Origin of the sequence: Aeromicrobium sp. Leaf291, assembly GCF_001423365.1 — a bacterium.
Classification (GTDB): Bacteria; Actinomycetota; Actinomycetes; order Propionibacteriales; family Nocardioidaceae; genus Aeromicrobium.
Window position 1 is genome coordinate 1,504,313 of sequence record NZ_LMNM01000001.1, and the last position, 18,186, is coordinate 1,522,498.

General features: G+C 72.0%; 15 protein-coding genes, 2 tRNA genes and 2 pseudogenes. 10 read left to right on the top strand and 9 right to left on the bottom strand.

Translation table 11 applies throughout. The annotated features are described in order from the left end of the window. The first annotated feature begins 146 nt into the window (after positions 1–146). Together ASF35_RS07490 and ASF35_RS07495 are read left to right on the top strand one after the other, a co-directional pair. Positions 147–980, top strand: coding sequence for a hypothetical protein (locus ASF35_RS07490; protein WP_055964976.1), 834 nt, complete (start codon positions 147–149; stop codon positions 978–980). Then, on the top strand, positions 977–1,996 hold the full coding sequence (locus ASF35_RS07495) for an NAD(P)-dependent oxidoreductase (protein ID WP_055964980.1): 1,020 nt from the start codon (positions 977–979) through the stop codon (positions 1,994–1,996). The genes ASF35_RS07490 and ASF35_RS07495 overlap by 4 nt, the downstream gene beginning before the upstream one ends. 136 nt (positions 1,997–2,132) lie before the next feature. Here the strand turns inward: ASF35_RS07495 and ASF35_RS07500 are convergent, their stop codons facing one another. Continuing rightward, positions 2,133–2,837: a GAF and ANTAR domain-containing protein gene (locus ASF35_RS07500; protein ID WP_055964983.1), complete on the bottom strand. Its 705-nt coding sequence runs from the start codon at positions 2,835–2,837 to the stop codon at positions 2,133–2,135. After that, on the bottom strand, positions 2,837–3,544 hold the full coding sequence (locus ASF35_RS07505) for a GAF and ANTAR domain-containing protein (RefSeq protein WP_055964986.1): 708 nt from the start codon (positions 3,542–3,544) through the stop codon (positions 2,837–2,839). Before ASF35_RS07505 ends, ASF35_RS07500 begins: the two co-directional genes overlap by 1 nt. Positions 3,545–3,752: 208 nt before the next feature. Between ASF35_RS07505 and ASF35_RS07510 the strand changes: the two genes are divergently transcribed. The 3 genes from ASF35_RS07510 (at position 3,753) to ASF35_RS07520 (ending at position 5,848) form a co-directional block, all read left to right on the top strand. Beyond that, complete coding sequence (locus tag ASF35_RS07510; RefSeq protein ID WP_055966344.1) at positions 3,753–4,601, top strand: Fpg/Nei family DNA glycosylase; 849 nt, start codon at positions 3,753–3,755, stop codon at positions 4,599–4,601. Further along, positions 4,598–5,710, top strand: coding sequence for a PP2C family protein-serine/threonine phosphatase (locus tag ASF35_RS07515; protein ID WP_156367981.1), 1,113 nt, complete (start codon positions 4,598–4,600; stop codon positions 5,708–5,710). Before ASF35_RS07510 ends, ASF35_RS07515 begins: the two co-directional genes overlap by 4 nt. A 64-nt stretch (positions 5,711–5,774) precedes the next feature. Next, positions 5,775–5,848: transfer RNA gene (locus tag ASF35_RS07520), tRNA-Gly, on the top strand. Between the two features lie 497 nt (positions 5,849–6,345). Here the strand turns inward: ASF35_RS07520 and ASF35_RS18625 are convergent. The 4 genes and pseudogenes from ASF35_RS18625 to ASF35_RS07540 all read right to left on the bottom strand — a co-directional run. Further along, positions 6,346–7,408, bottom strand: a pseudogene (locus ASF35_RS18625) (DUF222 domain-containing protein); the annotation flags it as partial. A gap of 90 nt (positions 7,409–7,498) precedes the next feature. Then, the gene (locus ASF35_RS07530; protein WP_055964994.1) at positions 7,499–8,035 is read right to left on the bottom strand and encodes an AAA family ATPase; all 537 of its coding nucleotides are present in this window, start codon (positions 8,033–8,035) and stop codon (positions 7,499–7,501) included. Between the two features lie 53 nt (positions 8,036–8,088). Then, on the bottom strand, positions 8,089–9,039 hold the full coding sequence (locus tag ASF35_RS07535) for an NAD(P)/FAD-dependent oxidoreductase (RefSeq protein WP_055964997.1): 951 nt from the start codon (positions 9,037–9,039) through the stop codon (positions 8,089–8,091). A 95-nt stretch (positions 9,040–9,134) separates the two neighbouring features. Continuing rightward, on the bottom strand, positions 9,135–10,211 hold the full coding sequence (locus tag ASF35_RS07540) for an alkene reductase (protein ID WP_055965000.1): 1,077 nt from the start codon (positions 10,209–10,211) through the stop codon (positions 9,135–9,137). A 179-nt stretch (positions 10,212–10,390) separates the two neighbouring features. On the opposite strand from ASF35_RS07540, the gene ASF35_RS07545 reads away from it, so the two are divergent. Beyond that, positions 10,391–10,467: transfer RNA gene (locus tag ASF35_RS07545), tRNA-Pro, on the top strand. 456 nt (positions 10,468–10,923) lie between these two features. Here the strand turns inward: ASF35_RS07545 and ASF35_RS07550 are convergent. Both ASF35_RS07550 and ASF35_RS07555 read right to left on the bottom strand, forming a co-directional pair. Next, positions 10,924–11,646: pseudogene (locus tag ASF35_RS07550) on the bottom strand (NADPH-dependent F420 reductase); the annotation flags it as partial. 111 nt (positions 11,647–11,757) lie between these two features. Then, positions 11,758–12,723, bottom strand: coding sequence for an MsnO8 family LLM class oxidoreductase (locus ASF35_RS07555; RefSeq protein WP_055965005.1), 966 nt, complete (start codon positions 12,721–12,723; stop codon positions 11,758–11,760). Between the two features lie 165 nt (positions 12,724–12,888). Between ASF35_RS07555 and ASF35_RS07560 the strand changes: the two genes are divergently transcribed. Both ASF35_RS07560 and ASF35_RS18315 read left to right on the top strand, forming a co-directional pair. Then, positions 12,889–14,295, top strand: a complete 1,407-nt coding sequence (locus ASF35_RS07560; RefSeq protein WP_200931730.1) for an alkaline phosphatase — start codon at positions 12,889–12,891, stop codon at positions 14,293–14,295. Between the two features lie 2 nt (positions 14,296–14,297). Next, the gene (locus tag ASF35_RS18315) at positions 14,298–14,501 is read left to right on the top strand and encodes a hypothetical protein (RefSeq protein ID WP_200931731.1); all 204 of its coding nucleotides are present in this window, start codon (positions 14,298–14,300) and stop codon (positions 14,499–14,501) included. A 75-nt stretch (positions 14,502–14,576) separates the two neighbouring features. Here ASF35_RS18315 and ASF35_RS07565 read toward each other — a convergent pair whose 3' ends face one another. Beyond that, entirely contained in the window at positions 14,577–15,083 is a 507-nt protein-coding gene (locus ASF35_RS07565) for a calcium-binding protein (protein ID WP_055965009.1), read from the bottom strand. 282 nt (positions 15,084–15,365) lie between these two features. Here ASF35_RS07565 and tig point away from each other — a divergent pair, with 282 nt between their 5' ends. Further along, entirely contained in the window at positions 15,366–16,772 is a 1,407-nt protein-coding gene (gene tig / locus ASF35_RS07570; protein ID WP_055965012.1) for a trigger factor, read from the top strand. A 148-nt stretch (positions 16,773–16,920) separates the two neighbouring features. Beyond that, positions 16,921–18,177 (top strand): alpha/beta hydrolase, encoded by a 1,257-nt coding sequence (locus tag ASF35_RS07575; protein ID WP_055965015.1) that lies wholly within the window; start codon positions 16,921–16,923, stop codon positions 18,175–18,177. Positions 18,178–18,186 lie beyond the last annotated feature (9 nt).

Genomic DNA, 18,186 nt, shown 5'->3' on the forward strand with positions numbered 1-18,186 from the left:
CACCTGGATGCGGGCCGCGGCGGGCCACGTGCGGGTGTCCGGCTGCGCCCCGCACGCCTGAGCGATTCGGCTTCTCAGCCTGGGGGCGTCGGGGCCAGAGTGGCGTCCAGGACGGCGCACGGGGCGCCGACGAGAAGGAGCACCCCATGACGCTCGCCGACTCCCCCCAGACCCAGCTGGCCACGGCACGCCGCCGTCCCCCGACCTCGGTCGTCACGTCCCGGGCGTCCCGGCGCAGCGTGCTGAAGCACCTGTTCCCCTTCGACGTCGCCGTCGTCGGGCTCGGCCGGGTCGGACTGCTGACGGCGCTCGCCCACCACAGGGCAGGATCGCGGGTCCTCGCGCTGGACGTCCCGGCGCCGAGCCGGGCGCCGGACGACGTCGGACCTGCCGGCCAGGACCTCCTGCGTCTCGCCACGACCCTCGGTCTGGACACGTTCACGGTCTCGCCCGACCTAGCCCGCGCCGGCGACGCGCGAGCCGTGGTGGTGTGCGGGCCGACACCCGACGACGACGACGCCCCCGACGTCGAGCTCCTGCGAGCCCTGTGCGCCGTGGTGGTGGACCAGGCGGTCCCCGGCCAGCTCATCCTCCTCACCTCCACGGCGTACGTGGGGTGCACGGAGGACCTCCTGGTGAAGCCGCTGCGCGACCGCGGGCTCGAGCCGGGATCGTCCGTGCACGTCGCCTTCAGCGCCCGACGCCGGATCGGGGGACGCGGCGCGACGGCGAAGGAAGCAGGCCCCCGCGTGGTCGCCGGATGGACGTCGGCCTCAGCGCAGCGTGCCGCCCAGCTCGTCGGTCGGTGCGAGCAGGAGGTCCACGTGGTGCGCACGCTGGGTACCGCCGAGCTGACCAAGCTCCTGGACGACACCTACCGTGCCGTCGGCGTGGCCCTCGACGACGAGTTCGATCGCATCGCGCCCGGCGTCGACACCGTGCGTGGATCGACGTCGACGACGGCCGGGGACACCGCGTGACCAGCGGGACGAACCGGTCCGTCGTCACCGGCGGCGCGGGGTTCGTCGGAAGTCACCTGGTCGAGCTGCTCCTCGAGCGGGGCGACGAGGTGGTGGTCCTGGACGACCTCTCGACGGGCGACATCAGGAACCTCGCGACGGTGCTCGACCACCCACGGTTCCACCTGAGATCGGGCTCGGTCATGGAGAAGTCGGAGGTGCGGTCCGCGGTCAGGGGTGCGGATCGCATCTTCCACCTCGCAGCTGCCGTCGGGGCGCACGCGGCCCTCGGCTCGCCTCTCGCGGGCATGCGGATCAACATCCACGGCACCGAGAACGTCCTCGACTCCGCGTTGGACTCCAGTGCCGAGGTCCTGCTGGTGTCCACGGCGGAGGTGTTCGGCAAGAACGCGATCGACACCCTGTCCGAGGACAGCGACCGGGTCCTGGGCACGCCGCTTCGCTCGCGGTGGACCTATGCCGCGGCCAGGGGCATCAACGAGGCCTACGGCCACGCCTACTGGACCGAGCGCGGTCTGCCGGTCCGCATCGTCCGGCTGTTCGACACCATCGGTCCGCGTCAGGTGGGCCAGTACGGCATGGTCGTGCCGCACCTGGTCGCCGAGGCCATGGCCGGCGAGCCCATGACCGTGTTCGGGGACGGCGAGCAGACCCGGTGCTTCGCCTACGTCGGCGACGTGGTGCCCGCGATGGTCGCCGTGCAGGAGTCGAAGGGCTCGATCGGCCGGGCCTACAACATCGGGGGCACCGAGGCGTTCAGCGTCAACCACCTCGCGCGCCGCGTCGCGCGGGTGACGCGGAGCCACAGCCGGATCGTCCACGTCCCGCAGGCGGACAGGCAGGGGTCCGGCAGGGAGGACCAGCACCGGCACGTCCCGGACAACACCGCGGTCCGGCGCCTCGTCGGGTACGCGCCCACGACCACCTTGGACGAGATGATCGCTCGGATCGCCGAGACCCTGGGGGCCCGACGGGTCCGCCGGCCGAGGATCGGTCGGGCGGCGAGGTCGGGTTGATCGACGGTGGGTCTCCGGAGGGCGCGCTGCGGCGGATGGGTCTCCGGCGGACGGACGAGGTGCCACCGACGGGTGCCGTCATGCGTCGACGGCTGGTCGCACCGCGATGCCGGCCGCGCTGCCGACGTCTCTGGCCCTAGGCGTCGTCTCGGCCCTGCTCGGCCTCGCGCAGCACGATGTGGGCCGCCTCGCTCAAGGTGACCTCGGCCTCCTCGGCTCGCCTGCGCAGGAGGTCGTACGCGTCGGCGGTCGTGGAGTCGTGCAGGTACGCGAGCGCACCCTTGGCCTGCTCGACGGCGATCCGGCCGGTCAGTGCGTCGTCGATCCGCTGGACGGCGGTCCGCACCGAGACGGGGTCCGCGTGGACGATGACGAGCATGGCGAGGTCGGCGAACGCCTGCAGGTGGACGGCCTGGGCGGCGTCGAAGTCGCCCGGCACGGTGCGCACGAGGCCCACGGCACCGAGCGGCTGGCCGCCCCAGCGCAGCGGCACGGCCAGGGCGGAGCAGACCCCCACAGTCTCCATCGCGGCCGTGAGGTCGGGCCACGGATGGGTCGTGCTCGAGATGTCGGGCATCGTGACGGGCCTGCCGTGCGTCCACGCCTCGAAGAGCGGACCCTCGGCGGCCTGGACGTCGTGCAGCGTGAGCAGGTCCTCGCGGTGGGACGACGACGTCAGGACCTCGAGGCGGTCGTGCCGGTCGGCGACGGCCACCGAGCACGCCACGGCGCCGAAGGCCTGCGTGACCTCCTCGAGCAGCGCGGTCAACGTTCCTGCGACGTCGTGGGGGATGACGAGTGAGGCCGACACCGTGGAGAGTGCGCGTGCCATGTCGCTCATCAGTCGCCTCCGATGCGAAAGTCCGTGTAGTCGATTCGACGCGCGATGACGTCGGCCGCCACCACGCTGACGTCCTTGTCGTGAGCGTACGCGTGCGCCCGGATCAGGGCGACGGCATCCTCCGGGCTGACTCCGAGCTGGGCGATCACCATGCCGCTCGCCTGGTGCAGCTGTGATCGTACCGACCACGCCTCCGTGTCGCTGGTGACCGGGGCGAGGACGCTCGAGTCCTGGAGCAGTGCGGTGCCGACGGCGTCGGCAACCTCCTGCACGGTCTCGAGCTCCTCCTCGAGCGGCCCGTGGGCGCGGTGCAGCGTCAGGACGCCGACGACGAGGCGACCGGGACGCATCGGGACGGACCAGATGGTGCCCTCGAGGTCGTTGCTCATCACGGCGAGGGCGGGCCAGTGGTCGGCGGAGACGTCGCCGAGGCGGACCGTGACCAGCTCGCCGGTACGGCTGGCCGTGAAGGCGGGGCCTTCTCCGGCGACCTCCTGGAGCTCCTCGTATCGCTGGGTCACGTCGTCGGTCGCGCACAGGAGCTCGTGCTTGGTGTTCAGGAGTGCGGCGGAGATCGATGCCCCGTCGGCGCCGACGACGATGCGGGCGGCCTCGCACAGGCGCGGAGCGACGTAGCTGGACTCGTCGAACGACGCGAGGAGCGAGGCGAACCGCACCAGTGCGCGCCGACTGTTGCCGAGCTCCATCGGAGACTCCTCACCCGCCGCGTCACGTCCCAGGAGGGTCGCACGTCTGACACGTATCCCTCATCATGACAGGAGGCGGCACAGGAGTCACGGCCCGACCCCGCCATCGGCCCGCACCTTCCAGGACGGTCGACTGGCGCGTCCGACCCGCATGGCTACGCTCGCCTGGTGGCTCTCTCCCGCGGCGTCCCCGACCCTCGGAACCGTCGTGCCTGAGGGGCACACCCTCCACCGCCTGGCCGGGCGCCTCACGAAGACCTTCGCCGGCGACCGGGTGCGCTCGAGCAGTCCGCAGGGCCGTTTCGTCGACGGAGCCGGCCGGCTCGACGGGCTGGTGCTCGCCGGTGCCGACGCGTGGGGCAAGCACCTGCTGGTGCGGTTCGAGGGCCTCGACGAGCAGGTGCACGTCCACCTCGGCCTCTACGGGGCGTTCCGGATCTCGAAGCACGCCGAGGGCGAGGTCCCCGAGGTGAAGGGCCAGGTGCGCTGGCGTCTCGAGGGCCCGGCGGAGTGGCCCACGCGCACGGCGGACCTGCGGGGTCCCACGGCGTGCGAGCTGCTGCTGCCCGGAGAGGTGGAGGCGCTCGTCGCGCGGCTCGGTCCCGACCCGTTGCGGGCGGACGCCGAGCCCGACCGCGCCTGGCAGCGGATCCACCGCTCGAGGGCGCCGATCGCGACCTTGCTCATGGACCAGTCGGTCGTCGCCGGCATCGGCAACGTGTACCGGGCGGAGGCACTGTTCCGGCACCGCATCGACCCGTTCCTGCCCGGCCGGGACCTGCCCGAGCCGATCTGGGACGCCCTCTGGGCCGACCTCGTCGCCCTGATGCGAGAGGGCGTGCGCAAGGGTCGGATCGACACCGTCCACGTGGCGCACGGCCCGGCCGTCATGGGTCGGCTCCCGCGACGCGACGACCACGGCGGCGAGGTCTACGTCTACCGTCGCGACGGGCGGGAGTGCTACGTCTGCGGCGACGAGGTGCGCACCCAGGTCCTCGCGGCAAGGAACCTGTTCTGGTGCCCCACGTGCCAGGCCGCGGGTACGCTCGGCCGGTGAGATCACGTCTTCGCCGCGCCCGGCACACCGTGGGGCGCTACGTCGACGACCGGGTCGTGCGCTGGCAGACCGGCACCCAGGAGGGTCAGGTCGCGGTCCTCGGGGTGCTGGCGGTCCTCAGCGCGGTGATCCTCGCCCTCTCCATCGTGTCGTACCCGGTGTTCCCGGCCTTCACCTTCGTGATCCCGCTGCTGCTCGGCAGCATCACCCTGCGCTTCAAGCCGTTGCTCGTGCTGGTGGGCACGATCGCGCTGTTCGTGGCCGTCACGGTCACCGTCGAGTCGCTCGAGACGGGCATGACGACCAACCGGGTGAGCTCGCTCGTCATGATGACCGTCGTGGCCGGCATCCAGCTGTGGGAGGCGCGACGTCGGCGGAGCGGACTCCCTGGACCCCTGGGCGAGGCCATGCTGGTCGACCTCCGCGACCGGCTGCAGGCTCAGGGCAAGGTCCCGCCGCTGCCGGCTCCGTGGCACGCGGAGTCCGCGATGCTGACCGCGGGCGGGGTGCACTTCTCCGGTGACTTCATGGTCGCCAACCTGAGCGAGGACGAGCGGAAGCTCGAGATGGTGCTCGTCGACGTCTGTGGCAAGGGCGTGGCCGCCGGGACCCAGTCCCTCCAGCTCGCCGGGGCGCTCGGTGGTCTCATCGGGGCGTTGCCGCCGCTGGCCCTGTTCGCCGCCGCCAACGACTTCCTCATGCGGCAGGACTGGGACGAGGGCTTCGCCACGGCGGTGCACGTGACGATCGACCTGCGCAGCGGGGACTACGGGATCATCAACGCCGGCCACCCGCCGGCGCTGCACTGGCACCCTGGTGCATCGGACTGGAAGACCGACCACGCCCGCGGCACGGCGCTCGGCATCCTGCAGCACCCCGACTTCCACGAGACCCGAGGGACCCTCGCGCCTGGGGAGGCGCTGCTGTTCTTCACCGACGGCGTGGTGGAGTCCCGTGAGCAGGGCGTGGAGGAAGGCGTCGAGTGGCTCCGGTCCGTGGCCGCGCGTGCCGTGCGACCCGGCTTCGAGGGTGCCGCCGGCCGCATCATCGGACGGGTGAAGACCAAGGACGACGACCGAGCAGTGCTCCTGCTCGCACGTCGCGACTGACCCGCGGGCCGCAGCATCACCGGCCACGCGCATGTGGCATCCTGGAGTCGCTTCGGCCCCGAGAGCGGACGTAGCTCAATTGGTTAGAGTCTCTGCCTTCCAAGCAGAATGTTGCGAGTTCGAGTCTCGTCGTCCGCTCTCGGGGCCGAAGCCTGTTCCCAGCCGCGAGGCGTGGTCGAGCAACACGGGTCAGTGCTGGCCGGGCAGCACGAGTGCCCCGACCGGGTGGACGGGGTGTCGTGGGCGTGAGGGTTCAGGGTCGCCAGCGGGTGTTGCGTTGCCAGGTGTCGCTGCCGGGGAGCTTCCACTCGACGTGTCCGTCATCGGGATTGATCCGCCCGACCCAGCTCTGCTCGTGGGCGCGGTGGTGGTGGAACGAGCACAGGAGTGCGCCGTCGTTGACGTCGGTGGTCCCGCTCAGGGAGTAGNCAGGGAGTAGGGGGTGAGGTGGTGGGCTTCGGTCCACCGTGAGTCGCGGTCGCAACCTGGTGTGGTGCATCCGCCGTCTCTCTTCTCCATCGCCCGGCGGGATGACCGGTTGAAGTAGCGGTTCGCGCTGCCGAGGTCGATCGGGAGTGAGGTGCCGTTGAGGACCATCGGGACGATCTGGGCGCTGCAGGCCAGTCGCCTCGCCNGGTTGAAGTAGCGGTTCGCGCTGCCGAGGTCGATCGGGAGTGAGGTGCCGTTGAGGACCATCGGGACGATCTGGGCGCTGCAGGCCAGTCGCCTCGCCTCGCCGGCACTGATCCGGGTGCCGTCCGACAGCCCGGCGGCCTTCACACCTCCGACGAGGGTGTCGAGGTCGAGGTTCACCGTCACGACGGCGCTGACGCCGCCGTTGGACGGCAGGGAGTCGGCGGGGAGGTGCTCGACGAGGGTGGCGAAGGCGTGCCCGAGGCGCTGGGGGTAGGTCTGCCCGAACCCCACTTCGTCGTGCTCGCCGGTGGCGGCGTTGACGGTCCCAACCTTCTGGTGCGGGGCTGCGAGGGCGTCGAGCGCGGTCTTGAGCATGGCGCCCTGGGCTTCGGGGAGGGTAAAGCGTCCGGTGACGGTGCCGTCGTTGTTGTCCCACATGGAGAACGACGTCTTCTTGCGGGCTTCCTCTTCGCGGCGACGCAGGATCTCGTCCTCGTCGGCGTCGACCTCATCGGTCGTCTTGCGGTAGGTCTCGGTGATCCGGGCGGCCCTGCGGCGCAGGTCCTTGAGCGTCAGCTTCTGCGCATCCTTCAGCAAAGTCTCTTCGCACCGCTCACGCTGCTCTGCGGTGACGTCGTCGGGCAGCTTGGCCAACGCTCGGGAGATGAGGTCGGCCTGCTTGGTGCTGATCACTCCGGAGGCGAGCGCGTTCTCGGTGAGGGTGGTCTGCTCCTCGATCCGTTGCGCGGTGTTCACCAACGCGTCGGCGCCGCTGCGGTCACCCCCGAAGTCGATCGAGATCGTGGCTCCGGTGGAGGTGCCCGTTCCCGGTCGCGGACCGTCACCATTGGCTGCGGCCTTGCGGGCCTTCTCGAGCACCCGGGCCGCAGCCATCTTGTGAGCGCTGATCCTGGCTTCGATCTTCGCGAGGCGGGTGAGGAGCTGACGCACGGTGTCGGGATCCAGGCCCGACCACGCGTCGGTGGTCATCGCGTCGAGGCAAAGCTCGAGGTTCTGCACGCACGACGGCACCGGGTGGGTGTCGAGTGCGGCGACGCTCATGCTTCCTCCTGCTGGTCTACCCCCATTCTAGAGGCAGGATCAGACGGGAAACAAGCACACGTTCGAATGCGTGACGAAGGTCCCGAGTCGTCAGGGGCGATCGGTCCGGAGCACCAGATCGGCTGCGCTGCGGGTCCCTTCCGCGGCGAACAGGGCGCGCTCCTGCGCGGCCCACACGTCCCACCACGGCTCGTACGCCTCACCGTCGCGTGCCAGGGCGCGGGTCCTGCGGGTCTCGACGTCGGCCTCGACCCAGACGAGCGCGCTCAGGAAGGGGCGGAGCGGTCGCGAGCCGCTGCCGCAGCCGTCGAGCACGAGCAGCGGTGCGGGCTCGACCGGCAGGCCGGGCAGCCAGGTGTCGCGCACCCAGCTCCACCGTCGGGGCCGTGCGACCTCGTCACGTGCGAGGGGGGCCAGCAGGTCGCGGGCCAGAGCGGGGGGCATCTGCGACAACCCTCGCCATCCCGGCACGAAGGTGTCGGTCCGCAGCACCACCGCGTCGGTCCGTCCCGCCAGCTCGTCCGCGAGCGACGACTTGCCGGACCCGCTCGGACCGTCGATCGCCACCACCGTGGTGGAGCCGCACGCCGGCAGTCGTCCGCGCACCAGCTCGACCACGGCGTCCATGCGGCCAGCGTAGGTTCGTGCGCGGCGCAGAGATCGTCCGGCGGTCGGTTCGGTCAGGCGAGTCGCTCGACGAGCGCGCGACCGAGGGCGCGACCCGACACGAAGGCCGCCTCGACGGACGATGACGGGCCCCAGGAGTCGCCGCACGCGCCGATGCCGTCGTCGTCGAGGTGGAAGGGCGCCTCGCGCTCCTGTGCGGGGCGGGCGAAGGTCCACCGCTGCACGTGGACGAGCGAGGGCTCGTCGCCCGGCACGTCGACCACCTCGCGCAGCGCGGCGAGCATCGGGTCGGCGGCCGAGGCCGGGTCGGCCAGGTGCCGGCGGGCACGCTCGGCGGTGCTGTGCGCGACGAGGACCGGGGCCCGGTCGCCACGGCGCAGCCCGTCGTCGGCGACCCACGTCAGGTCGGGGTGGTCACCGACGAAGACGCCGTCCTCCTCGGGCCAGGTGCGCCGTTCCCAGCCGACGGTGAGGGCGAGGGCCGGCTCGTAGGGATCGTCGAGGGCGTCGTGGGCGGCGGTGCCGGGCGCCACGAGCCTGCGGGCCTGGGGGTCCGGCATGGCGAGAACGACGGCGTCGGTCTGCTGCCCGTCGACGGTCGGCCGCTCCCCGACGGTCACGTGCTCCACGGGGTCCGCGCTGCGGATGTCGAGACCCTCCGCCAGGTCCTGGACGAGGGAACGGAGCCCGTGGGGCGCGGACCACCGGACGGGGCCAGGCTTCGGCTCCCGCTCGCCGTCGGACCACGCCGTGAACGTGTCGGTCCACGGTCGCGCGAGCCCTCGGCGCTCCCAGTCGTCCACGACGGCGGCGAAGGCGTCGTCGCGGACCGTGAAGTAGCTGGCGCCGATGTCGACCACACGGTCGCCGTAGCGGCGCAGGGCCATGCGGCCGCCGGGTCGACGGCCGGTGTCGCGCAGCACCACCGTGTGTCCTGCGGCCTCCAGCTCACGGGCGCACGCGACGCCGGACACGCCGGCTCCCACCACCACGACGTCTGCCATGCCCCGATCGTCGCACTCACCGGCGCACCCGGCAGGACGAGACGAGCCCCCGACCCGGGCAGGGTCGGGGGCTCGTCGGAGCGGGCGCCGTCGGCTCAGGCCGCGTCGCGCGTGGGGTAGTCGGTGTACCCCTCGGCGCCGCCGCCGTAGAAGGTGTCCGGGTTCGGCTCGTTGAGCTCGTCGCCGTCGCGCCAGCGCTCGACGAGGTCGGGGTTGGCCAGGAACGGACGGCCCACGGCCACGAGGTCGGCGAGGTCGCCGTCGACGATGTGCTTGACCTCGTCGAGGTCCGTGACCACGGTGAACCCGGTGTTCGCGATCACGACGCCACCGAAGCGGCTGCGCAGCTCGCGGAAGAGGTCGCTCCCGGGGTCGCCGAGGATGCTCAGGTAGGCCAGGCCCAGGTCGGCGATGCCGTCGACGAGCGCGAGGTAGGTGGCGCGCGTGTCGTCGGCGTCCTCCTCGAGCACGCCCTGGATGTTGTGGGCGGGCGAGATGCGCAGGCCGACCTTGTCGGCGCCGATGGCCTCGGCCACGGCCCGGACGACCTCGACGGTCAGGCGTGCGCGGTTCTCGGGGGTGCCGCCGTACTCGTCGCTGCGCTCGTTCGTGGACGGCGCGAGGAACTGGTGGAGCAGGTAGCCGTTGGCGCCGTGCACCTCCACGCCGTCGAGCCCGGCCTCCACGGCGTTGCGCGAGGCCTGGACGAACTCCTCGACGATGCCGGGGATCTCCGACGTCTCGAGGGCGCGGGGCTCCACGTGCGGCTTCTGTCCCTCGGCGGTCACCATCTGGTTCGGCGCGGCGATGGCGCTGGGCGCGACCGTCTCGAGGCCGTCCTTGTTGTCGGGGTGGGCGATGCGACCCACGTGCATGAGCTGCGCGACGACGCGACCGCCGTCGGCGTGCACGGCCTCGGCGACGCCGCGCCAGCCCTCGACCTGCTCGGCGGAGTGGAGGCCCGGGGTGGCGAGGTAGCCCTGGCCGACGGCCGACGGCTGCGTCCCCTCGGTGACGATCAGTCCGGCACCGGCGCGCTGGCCGTAGTACTCGGCGGCGAGGGCTCCGGGCACGCCTCCGGCCTCGGCGCGGTTGCGGGTCAGCGGCGCCATGACGAAGCGCTGCGGCAGCTCCCAGGCGCCGACGGTGATCGGGTCGAAGACGGTGGTCATGTCTCTCCTTCAGCTCGGGTGTCCCGGACGCTGTCCGGGTGGGGCCGCGGGCGGCCCATCTCCTTCACTGTTCAACCATCTGCACGGCGACGCATTCCGAATCGCGGCGACTGTGGGGGGTCTCACCCGCTGGCGTAGGCTGACGTCCGCCGTCGCCGCTGGTGCGGGTCCGACGGCACCGGGATGTAGCGCAGCTTGGTAGCGCATCCGCTTTGGGAGCGGAGGGTCGCAGGTTCAAATCCTGTCATCCCGACCATAAGGCGACTGGCGACAGCGACACGGGCGAACCACCGGCGCGAGGAGCGTCCCGCCACCAGCTGGGCGGGGTCCTGACGAGTTCTCCTCGGGTCGACGGCTGCTGGTCAGGCCTTCGCAGGTCGAAAGCGGCGCGCAGTCCTGCGTGCGTGACGCGGCGGAACTCCTTCCCGCCATGACTCGACCCAGGAGATCAAGGGGACCCCGTCGGGGTCGGCGTAGGCGCCTGGACACGAGTGCTGCTTGAACTGTTCTCGGAGCGTGGGCAAAGTCTCCTCCGACGCCGCCCCGCACTACAGCTTCCATGCGTCCCGGTATGCCTCGTACGCTCGCCGACTTGCTCCGGGTCCGCTGTAAAGGATGCTGTCGATGACCGAGGCGAAGAGCCACCCGACGAATTCCGCCACGCGCCCATGGTTCCACGGCGGCGGGCCGAGTGATCCGGCCCGACCGCATCTCACATGTCGCGGTAGCGCTGCGCCGCGTCGAGCTTCTCGCGGAGCAGGTCCGCGGTGACCTGGCGCGGCGGAGCGTCGACGTCGCCGGTCTCGGGGTCGATGTAGAGCCCGGCGTAGGCGGCGGTGTCGCGCTGGTAGCGCCAGCCCTCCGAGAGCGGGCCGACGTCGTACGCGTCGTAGCCGAGCGCGTCGAGGACCTCCGTGACCGTGCGCTTGGCGTCGTCCTGGTCCCCGGCGATGGCCAGGACGGAGCGCTCCGGGTCACCGCTGGGGCGCTGCAGCGTCCCGAGGTGCTTGAAGTAGATGTTGTTGAACGCCTTCACGACGTGGGACTCGGGCAGGTGCTCCTGCGTGAGCTCGCTCGTGGTGGTCGACTCGTCGTCGAGCCGCGCCACCTGGCCGTCGCGCTGCGGGTAGTAGTTGTTGGTGTCGATGACGACCTTGCCCCGCAACGGCTCGACGGGGACGTCGGACAGCGCCTTCAACGGCACCGTGACGACGGCGATGTCGGCGGCCTCCGCGGCCTCGACGGGTGTGGCCGCGCGGGCGCGCGGCCCGAGGCGGTCGACGAGCTCGGTCAAGGTGTCTGGGCCGCGACGGTTGCTGAGCACGACGTCGTAGCCCGCGTCGACGGCCAGCTGTGCGACCGTGCTGCCGATGTGTCCGCTGCCGATGAGTCCGATGGTGGTCATGCACGGGTCAACACGACGGACCGACCGGGTGTTCCACCCCCATGCCCGACCCCCATCGGTGGATCCTCAACCGCAGGCGGACGTCTGCGGTTGACGATCCACCGATGCGGGCGCTGATGTTGCGGATCCACCGATGGGGGATCAGACGAGGGCGCGGAGGGCGGCGTCGGCGGCGCGCAGGGCCTCGCGGTCCCACGTGGAGGTGGAGGCGAGCAGCTCGTCGGCGCCGGTGCGGTCGGCCAGCTGCTCGAGGGTGCGCCGCACGGTGGCCGCGTCCCCGGCGATCGCGTGGTCCAGGGAAGTCTCCACGCGCCTGCGCACCTGGTCGGGCCAGGCCTGGGCGCGGATCGACGCGGGTGACTCCAGCGGTGGGAACTCGCCCGTCCGGCGCGAGACCGCCATGGCCCACGCCTCGGGCAGCGCCAGCTCGCGGGCCGTCTCGACGTCGTCGGCCACGTGCACGTCGGCCGACACCACGACCGACGGTCGGTCCTGCTCCGACGAGGGCACGAAGCTGCGACGGTAGGCCGCCAGGGCCTTCGGGAGCTCGTCGGACCACAGCACCGGTCCACCGACGACCACGGGCAGACCCAGCTCGGCGGCCAGGGCGATGCCCCGACCGGTGGCCAGCAGGAACATCGGGACGGGACCGCCCTCCGGCCGCACCGTCACCGGGCCCGCGCCGGAAAGGTGGTCGCGCAGCTCGCGCACGTCGTCGGCGAAGCGGTCCGGGGCGTCCGCGGCCTCCCGCAGGGCGGCACGGACGGGCGGGGTGAAGCCGGACGACCGGCCGAGCCCGACGTCGACGCGACCCGGGTTCAGCGCCTCGAGCATCCGCAGCTGCTCGGCCACCACGAACGGCTGGTGGTGGGGGAGCATGATGCCGCCCGACCCGATCCGGATGCGTGACGTCGCCGCCCCGATCGCCGCCATGAGCACGGGCGGTGACCCGCTGGCGATGCCGGGGACGCCGTGGTGCTCGGCCACCCAGAAGCGCTCGTAGCCGAGCTGCTCGGCCCAGACGGCACGTTCCACGCTTCCCGTCAGCCCCTCGCCGTCGGGGCGGCCGACGCGGGTCCGGGAGCGGTCGAGCAGCGAGAGCCTCACGTCGTCGTCAACACCGGACGGGGCCGATGGCTTCCGCGGCCGGACCGTCTCCTGGTCGTCCCGCCCCGTTCACCGCGGCATCGCCGTCCCGTACCCCGCCCCTGCCTGACTGGAGGGGTGAGGACCGGGACACCCCGCCAGCCCCCCACCCGCCGCCGAGCCCCGATGAGCCGACGTGACCTCGTGGTCAGCGGTCTCGGACTCACCGTCGGCGCCGGGGTCGTCGCCTCCACCCTGCGGCCCTCGGCCGCGCCGGCCAGTCGGCACCAGCACTTCCAGCACGGACTGGCGTCCGGGGACCCGCTGCCCGACGGCTTCGTGCTGTGGACCCGCGTCTCGCCCGCGCCCGACGCCACGCCCGGCTCGGGACGCGGGGGCCCGGCCGACGTGGCCTGGCAGGTGGCGCTCGACGACGGCTTCGCCGACGTGGTGGCGGAGGGCACGGCGAGCACCGACGCCGGACGAGATCACACCGTGAAGCTCGACGTCCGCGCGCTCCGACCCGCCACGACCTACTGGTACCGGTTCACCCACGGACCGGACACGGTCACCGGTCGCACCCGGACCGCCCCGGCCGTCGACGCGGCCGTGGACCGGCTCCGGCTCGGCGTGGTGTGCTGCGCCAACTGGCAGGCCGGCCACTTCGGCGCCTACCGCCACCTGCTCGACCACGACCTCGACGCCGTCGTGCACCTCGGCGACTACCTCTACGAGTACGAGCCCGGTCGCTACTCCCACGGAGCGGACTGGACCGACGTGAGACGCCACGACCCTCCGCACGAGACCGTCACGCTCGAGGACTACCGGCGCCGGCACGCGCAGTACAAGACCGACCCCGACCTGAGCCGCCTGCACGCCGCCCTGCCGATGATCGCCACGTGGGACGACCACGAGGTCGCGGACGGCTGGTTCCCCGAGGGTGCGTACGAGCACGACCCCGCGACCGAGGGCCCCTGGACCCGCCGACGCGACGCCGCGCTGAGGGCCTACGACGAGTGGATGCCGGTGCGACTGTCGGGCACGGCGACGGTCGGCGACGGCACGACGATCCAGCGCCGCTTCCGCTTCGGCAGACTCGTCGAGCTGACGATGCTCGACCTGCGCAGCCGCCGAGACGAGCGGGTCGAGCCGCGCGACGTCGCCCTCGCCGACGAGCGGCGCACGCTCACCGGCACGGACCAGGAGTCCTGGCTGGCGCAGGGGCTCGCGGCCTCGACCGCCCGGTGGAAGCTCGTCGGGAACCCGGTGATGGTGGCGCCGATGCTCATGCCGCCGCGGCCGCGCGGGGAGGAGCTGGCGCTGCGCGACACGACCGACCCCATGACCTGGGGCTCCCCGGAGCCGAACACCGACACGTGGGACGGCTATCCCGCCGAGCGTCGGCGGCTGCTGCAGGGTCTGGCCGACGCCGGCGTCGGCGACGTGGTGTTCCTCAGCGGCGACGTCCACACGGCGTGGGCCAACGAGGTGGAGCTCGACGGCCGGCCGGTGGCCACGGAGCTCTGTGCAGCTCGATCACCAGCAACAACGTCGACGACTTCATGGGCACGGCGCCACGCACCGTCTCTCTAGCGATGGAGGAGGCGATCGGTGCGCTCAACCCGCACGTGCGGTTCGTCAACCTCGACGACCACGGCTACAGCGTGGTGGAGCTGACGCCCTCGGAGGCGAGGTGGGAGTGGCACGCCATCAGCGACCGTCGCGATCCCGACGCGTCGTCGCGGTTGCTCGCCGCGCGTCGCGTCCGGTCGGGCTCCGCGCGCGTGCTCCCCGTCTGACGGCGACCCCACGGCGAGGACCACGCGTGAAGGGGCCGGGCCTCGGGAGCCCGACCCCTCCGCACCGCCTGGCGGTCAGTCGTCGTCGGGCTCGCTGCCCTGGTAGACGCGGTCGTCGCCCTTGCCGCCGCTCACGACGTCCTTCGCAGCTCCGCCCTCGACGAGGTCGTTGCCGTCCTGGCCGTAGACCTTGTCGCGGCTCGCGCCACCGTCGAGCTCGTCGCGCCCGGGACCACCGTGCAGACGGTCGTTGCCGGAGTCGCCGTCCACGTCGTCGTTGCCGTACCCGGCGTAGACCAGGTCGGCGCCCGTGCCGCCCTCGACCTCGTCGTTGCCGTAGCCGGAGCAGATGACGTCGTTGCCGCCGTTGCCGTCGATCTCGTCGCTGCCACCGAGGGACACGATCACGTCACGTCCGCGAGTCCCCTCGATCTCGTCGGCCCCGTTCGTGCCGACGATGGTGGCCTTGTAGCCGCCGCAGGAGTACGAGGACGCGGCCTGGGCGGGGGAGGTGACGACGAGGGCGAGCGGGACGACGCCGATGACGGCGGCCGCTGCTGCTGCGAAGGTGGTGCGCTTCATGGTGGTCCTCCAGGAGTGGGATGGGGTGGGGAGCGTCGCCGCTCGACTGCCCTCATCACAGCGACGCACCATGAGGCGGTGATGAGCCGGTCATGAGGGCTCTCTCATGAAGCCCCTGCGGTCGGGGGCAGTGCGGGTTCGCCCTGGACTGGTGGGCCGTGAGAGACTGGCCGGAGGTCCTGCCGCAGGCTCGGAGAGCCAGCGCGACCTCCCGTGCCCGCAGCACGTCACGTGCGGATGCGGCACGCACCCCGACCCCCATCACCGCAGGAGCAGCACGACGTGAAGAGCACCACCGAGTCCCTGAGCCCCACCCGCGTCAAGCTCACGATCGAGGTGCCGTTCGAGGAGTTCCAGCCCAGCCTCGACAAGGCCTACAAGACGATCGGCGCGCAGATCACCATCCCCGGCTTCCGCAAGGGCAAGGTGCCGGCGGCCATCGTCGACCAGCGGATCGGCCGCAGCGCCGTCCTCGACGAGGCCATCAACGGCGCACTGCCCGGCTGGTACAGCGAGGCGCTGCAGCAGGCCGAGATCCAGCCGCTGAGCCAGCCCGAGATCGACCTCACCAAGTTCTCCGACGGTGAGGACATCGAGATCACCGCCGAGCTCGACGTGCGCCCGACGATCGAGCTGCCCGACCTCGCCGCCATCGAGGTCCAGGTCGCCGACGCCGAGGTCACCGACGCCGACGTCGACGAGCAGATCGACGCCCTGCGCGACCGCTTCGCCGTCACGCTCGACGTCGACCGTGCGGCCGCCGACGGCGACGCCGTGACCATCGACCTCGTCGCGCGCGACAAGGACGGTGCCGACATCGAGGGCGCCGACGCCAAGGGCCTGCCCTACACGATCGGCTCGGGCACGCTGCTCGACGGCCTCGACGAGGCGCTCATCGGCCTCGAGAAGGGCGCGACGACGACGTTCTCCACCGAGCTGGTGGGTGGTGAGCTGAAGGGCACGCCGGTCGACGTCACCGTCACCCTCAACGACGTCAAGGAGCGTCAGGTCGCCGACCTGGACGAGGAGTTCGTCCAGACGGCGTCGGAGTTCGACACCGTCGAGGAGCTCAAGGCCGACGTCCGCGAGCGTCTCGTGCGCGGCAAGCGCATGGAGCAGGCCGCGGAGGCCCGCGACCTCGTGCTCGAGGAGGTCGTCGGCACGGTCGAGGCGCCGCTGCCCGAGACCGTCGTCGCCGAGGAGCTCCAGGGCCGCCGCGAGCAGATCATGCAGCAGCTCTCGTACGCCGGCATCTCCTTCGACACCTACCTCGAGGACGAGGGCCAGACGGCCGAGGAGTTCGAGGCCGAGCTGGAGCGTCGGGTCCGCGACTCGATCGTCGCCCAGTTCGTGCTCGACCAGGTCGTCGCCGACTCCGAGATCGGCATCGAGAACGACGAGCTGACGCAGCACATCATGCGTCGCGCCCAAGAGTCGGGCGAGGACCCGAACTCCTACATCCAGCACATCATGGAGCACAACCACGTGCCCGAGATGGTGAGCGAGGTGCTGCGCGGCAAGGCGCTCGCCACCCTCATGCAGCAGGCCACGGTCAAGGACGCTTCCGGCACCGTGCTCGAGCTCGGCAAGCTGCGCGCCGACGGCTCGATCGCCGACGACGAGGTCGAGACGACCGACGAGTCCGCCGCCGCCGAGTCCGAGGCCTCCGAGGAGTCCGACAAGGCCTGACGCGACGTCGTCCGACGCCGGCCCGGCGCCCCCTGGGGGCGCCGGGCCGTCGTGCGTCCGGGTCCGGTCCGGTGGGTCGGCCGGGAAATCGCTGAGAACCTCACCACTCCCGGTTCCCATCGCGTCCGGATACCGGCAGTATGTAGACATGTCCGGCACACCTGCACGCACCACCGACGTGGCAGCGCTCGCGCTCGACCACCTCGACCGGTTGGTCGTGGGCACGGTACGCGAGGTGCACCAGGCGGCTGCGGCGCGGGCGTTCCGCGCCACGCGGGTCGTGGGCGGACGGGTCCCGGAGTCGTTGCACGACGCGGTCGTGACCTCGGTCTACGGCGCGGTGTCGGGGGTGCTGAGGGTCGGCAGCGGCACGGTGCGCGCCCTCTCCGCGCGGGGCGTGGGGTCGCCGGTCGAGTCCAGCCGGTTCGGCCGCAGCGTCGTCGCCGCCGTCAACGGGCTCATCGGCGACGAGCTGCGCATGCTCGACGACCCCCAGGCGATCGTCATGTCGGTGCGCGTCGACGGGGAGGACCTCCCGGTCACCGAGTGGCAGGTCGCCGAGGCCTTCCGGGGTGCCTCCAGCCACCTCGTGGTGTTCCTGCACGGTCTGTGCGAGGACGACGAGTCGTGGGACCTGGGCTCGAAGGTCAGCGGCTCCACCTACGCGTCGCGGCTCACCACCGAGACCGACGCGACGCCGGTCATGGTCCGGTACAACACCGGCCTGCACATCTCCGAGAACGGCAAGCACCTCGACGCACTGCTCACCCAGCTCGTCGACGTCTGGCCCACCGCCGTCTCGCGCATCACCCTGGTCGGCCACTCCATGGGTGGCCTGGTCGTGCGGGCCGCGACCAACCACGCCACCGCGGGCGGCAAGACGTGGCAGCACCTCGTGCGAGACGTCGTCTGCCTGGGCACGCCGCACGCCGGCGCCAACCTCGAGAAGGTCGCCCACCTCGGGTCGTCCGTGCTCCGGTTCCTGCCGGAGTCGCGTCCGTTCAGCACCATCCTCGACACCCGGTCCGCGGGCATCGTCGACCTGCGCCACGGCTACATCTCCGCCGACGAGTGGGAGGGTCAGGACCTCACCCGCGCCTGGGGCCTCGACCGCATCGCCGCGGCGCCGCTCCCGCACGCCGAGTACCACTTCGTGGCCGGCACGCTCGGTGCCACGCAGCGGCACGCCGTGAGCGCGGTGCTCGGCGACCTGCTGGTGCACTTCTCCTCGGCCACCGGTGTCGGACGCACCGGCCCGGTCGTCGAAGGCGCCCGTTTCGAGTACGTCCCGAGCGCCCACCACTTCGCCCTGCTGAACCACCCGACGGTCGGCGACTGGATCGTCGAGTGGGTGCGCGCCGGTCACCGTCCCGTGCGTGCCCTCTCCGCCTCCGGTCGCGCCTAGGCCCGGGCC